The organism is Rothia mucilaginosa, from assembly GCF_964211445.1.
Lineage (GTDB): Bacteria > Actinomycetota > Actinomycetes > Actinomycetales > Micrococcaceae > Rothia > Rothia mucilaginosa_E.
The window spans coordinates 1-4099 of record NZ_CAXOQT010000051.1; the positions used below are offsets into that span (position 1 = coordinate 1).

A 4099-nucleotide genomic window follows, 5' to 3' on the forward strand; every position below is an offset into this window, starting at 1 on the left:
AACGGCGCTCATCAACCCGCTTATCGCCGATACCGGGTGGCGCCATCTAAACATGTGAGATGTACCTGACTGCGGGGTTAGGTGTTGAAGCAAGCAAGAGTACAATTAGTCTATTCATCCCTGAGAACCACGTGCACGCACGCCGAACACGGCGCACCGGGCACCCGAACCAGGGTCGAATCAGAAAACGCACAAGACCATCCCGATGGAGTGAAGATGAGCAATCAAAACCTCAGCACCTCGCAGGCCACCGACCACGGCCTAGACACCTGGCGTCAGCTGCACATTGACCAGCAGCCCACCTGGAGCGAGCACGAAGATTTTGAGAGCACTATCGCCGAGCTGAACTCGGTACCGCCGCTCGTCTTCGCCGGTGAGGTCGACGCAATGCGCCAGGCACTCGGCGAGGTAGCTGAAGGCCGCGCATTCCTGCTGCAGGGAGGCGACTGTGCAGAAACCTTCGCGGGCGCAACCGCCGACAAGATTTCCGGCCGCGTCAAGACCATCCTGCAGATGTCCGCAGTGCTCACCTACGGCGCATCCATGCCCGTGGTGAAGATGGGCCGCATGGCGGGCCAGTTCTCCAAGCCGCGTTCGGCAGATATGGAAACCCGCGGCGATGTCACCCTGCCCTCCTTCCGCGGTGAGACCGTCAACGGCTTCGACTTCACCCCCGAAGCACGCGTACACGACCCCAAGCGCATGCTGCGCGGCTACCACACCAGCGCCTCCACCCTGAACCTGGTGCGCGCCTTCACCAAGGGCGGCTTCGCAGACCTGCGTGCCGTGCACCAGTGGAACCGCGGCTTCACCTCCAACCCCGCGCACGAGCGTTACGAGAAGACCGCTAACGAAATCGGTCGCGCCCTCAAGTTCATGGAAGCCTGCGGCGTAAACTTCGAAGCTCTCAAGACCACCGACTTGTACGTCGGCCACGAGGCACTGGTTCTGGACTACGAGCGTGCTCTGACCCGCATCGACTCGCGCACCCAGCTACCTTACGACACCTCCGCACACTTCCTGTGGATTGGCGAGCGCACCCGCGGCATCGACGACGCACACGTAGACTTCCTCTCCAAGGTCCGCAACCCCATCGGCGTGAAGCTGGGCCCGACCACCACCGCTGAGGACGCGCTCGCACTGATCGACAAGCTCGACCCGAACCGTGAGCCCGGCCGCCTGACCTTCATCACCCGCATGGGCGCGAAGAACATTCGCGAGAAGCTGCCCGCAATCGTTGAGGGCGTGCAGGCTGAAGGCGCGAAGGTCGTGTGGGTTACCGACCCGATGCACGGCAACACCATCTCCGTGCCCTCCGGCTACAAGACCCGCCGCTTCGACGACGTGCTCGATGAGGTCCGCGGCTTCTTCGAGGTGCACGAGGCGCTGGGCTCGTTCCCCGGCGGTATCCACGTGGAAATGACCGGCGACGACGTGACCGAATGCCTGGGCGGCTCCGACGCTATCGACGAGGCAGCACTGGCTGACCGCTACGAGTCCCTGTGCGACCCGCGCCTGAACCACTCGCAGTCCCTGGAAATCGCGTTCCTGGTCTCCGAGTACCTCAAGAACCGCGCATAAAACGTTGATGCGCCTCGCCGTACTAGTCGGCGGGTACTAGTCGGCGGGGAATAGCAAAAACAAATGCCCGGGTCTTCACTTCCTATGAGTGAAGACCCGGGCATTATCGTTTAACCTGCGCGCGGCACAGACGAGAACGGGGCGTTCGGTAAGGCGTGCTACTAGAAGGTCAGGAACGCTTCAATATTGCGCCACCACTGCGACTGCACGAGCGAGGTCGCAAGCCACCAGCCGGTAAAGCTCGACCCCATACCCAGCAGAATGAGCGCGAGAGCCCAACCGCCCACCGCCATACCAGAGGGCGGAGTCCTAAACTGCTTAGCTGGAAGGCGAGGATCCTTCTGCGAAGACTGCTCGGAATCCTGGGAAGAAACGGTCTCCTCAGCCGGTGAAGCCTCAGCGGCACTCGCCGACCCCTTAGACTTCGGGCGGCGTGCACCCGAGGGGTTCAAGGAACGCTCCGCATGAATCGGGGCGTACTCGCCGTTAGCCGAGATGAACTCCTGCTCCGTCTGCGGACCAATGCCGACGGACTGAGTTAGCGGGCCCTTCGCCGCGGAGGCGCGGCGACCCATGAACGACCCTATGCCGCGCTTACCGGACTTACCCTTTGCACCATCGTGCTCCTGGTCAGCGTCAGATTCGTCATCGTTGGAGGCGGAACGCACCAGCGGCGGAATGCCCTGGCGGTTCAGCACGGAGTCCTCCGCGTCCACGTCGGCGAGGTGCACGCCCTGACCCGCCGCCGAGGCATCGTACACGAGGCTGTCGGGGGAGTAGACGTCATATGCCAGAAGGTCGCGGGCATCGCTAAACGCGCTAATCGGGGTGTTACGCACCATCTGCGCGGCACCGCTACGCTCCGCAATATCGGCAACAGCCTCCCAGAGAGGAAGCTCCGGCTCCGGACACGAGGGCGCACGCCAGGCACGCTCGGACTCACCCAGCGACTCAGAAATCTCCAGCAGAGCCGTGAACAGTTCGGTCGCATCCTCGGGGCGGGCGTGAGGCTGCTTGCGGGTACACCACGAAATCAGCCCCGCAATATCGCGGTCCGCACCCGGCGCAACATCGGTCAGCGCGGGCATCTCAATATTCGCGTTGTGGTAGAGCACCTGCTGGTCATTCTCCAAGCCCACAAAGGGCAGGCGGCCGGAAAGCATGCGGTACATCATCACGCCGAGCGCAAAAATATCAGCCTGCGCGCCGACCTTCACCTTCGGATCCAGAACCTCCGGCGCCACGTAGGCGGGGGTACCCATGGGGGCGCCCGCATCCACCTGATCGTCACGGCGGGAGAGCCCAAAGTCCGTGAGCTTTACCTGGCCGTTAGCGTCGAGAAGAATGTTGCCCGGCTTAATATCGCCGTGCAGGTAGCGGTTGGCGTGAACCTCGGAGAGCGCCTCCACCACCGGAATGAGGATGTCCAGCGCCTCGCCTAGAGAAAGTGCGTTACGCACACGCAGCAGCTGGCTCAGGGTACAACCGTGCACGTACTCGAGCACGATGTACATAACCATCTGACCGGAAAAATACTCGGTACCCGAAGAAATCACGCCCACCGTATGTCCGCCGCCGCCCACCTGGCGCATCGAACGCTCTTCACGGTGGAATTTCTGGCGGTTTGCCGCATCCTCAGCGAGGGCGGGGGAGAGGACCTTGAGCGCGACCGGGTTATTCGACCACAGGTCCAGCGCGTAATACACCTCGCTCATGCCGCCGCGGCCAATGAGCGAACCCACCTGGTAGTGACCCTCAATAATGGCGCCACTGAGCCACTGCGAAGAACCAATAGCGGTATCCGGGGCAGCGGGACGAGTGGCGGGAGGAACAGAAGTATTAGAAGAACGGGGGTTCACGGGAGAAATCCGGCGTGGGCTGGGAGTATTCATACGTCTCAACATTTTAGCCCGCCCACCTGGGCAGACGCGATGCCAAAGAGTGCCGAGCAGGTGAACACTCAGCGAACTCTTAAGAAGCGCCGGCGGGTCCGGCCCCAATGCACGAACAGCGGGTAACACGCAAGAACGAAGAATCCGGGAGGGGCGCCGAACCTGCGGCGGGTCAAAAGTGGTAAATACGTGCCAGCTCTGGCACTCTTAAAAGGTGACTAACGAAAATATTGCTCAGACCTTCGCCCTCGTCGGCGAGTGGGTAACTATCCCCGAAATTGCGCAGGCCCTCGACCTGAAGGTGACCCGCGTTCACAACCTGATTTCTGACGGTACGCTCATCGCTCTGCGCGACCCGGAAACCAACGTGCGCAAGGTTCCCGCGCTGTTCCTGAACGGTTCGCGAGTACTCGAATCCCTCAAGGGCACTCTCGTGGTCCTGAAGGACTCCGGTTTCAGCGATGAAGAAGCTATCGTGTGGCTGTACACCAACGACGACTCTCTGCCCGGCCGCCCGATTGACGCACTGATCGACGGTCGCAAGACTGAGATTCGTCGCCGTGCGCAGGCACTGGCTTGGTAATACTAGCCTGGTAACACTAGCTTGGTAATACTAGCCTGGTAAC

3 protein-coding genes are annotated in these 4099 nt (G+C 61.7%); 2 read left to right on the top strand and 1 reads right to left on the bottom strand.

From position 1 onward, the window contains the following. Positions 1-216 precede the first annotated feature (216 nt). On the top strand, positions 217-1581 hold the full coding sequence (locus AB8E48_RS08870; RefSeq protein ID WP_368886467.1) for a class II 3-deoxy-7-phosphoheptulonate synthase: 1365 nt from the start codon (positions 217-219) through the stop codon (positions 1579-1581). Between the two features lie 161 nt (positions 1582-1742). Here AB8E48_RS08870 and AB8E48_RS08875 read toward each other — a convergent pair whose 3' ends face one another. After that, positions 1743-3440, bottom strand: coding sequence for a serine/threonine protein kinase (locus AB8E48_RS08875; protein ID WP_368886468.1), 1698 nt, complete (start codon positions 3438-3440; stop codon positions 1743-1745). A 247-nt stretch (positions 3441-3687) separates the two neighbouring features. On the opposite strand from AB8E48_RS08875, the gene AB8E48_RS08880 reads away from it, so the two are divergent. Then, positions 3688-4056 carry an Rv2175c family DNA-binding protein gene (locus tag AB8E48_RS08880; RefSeq protein WP_314658126.1) on the top strand — a complete coding sequence of 123 codons (369 nt, stop codon included), beginning with the start codon at positions 3688-3690 and terminating at the stop codon, positions 4054-4056. Positions 4057-4099: the final 43 nt, after the last annotated feature.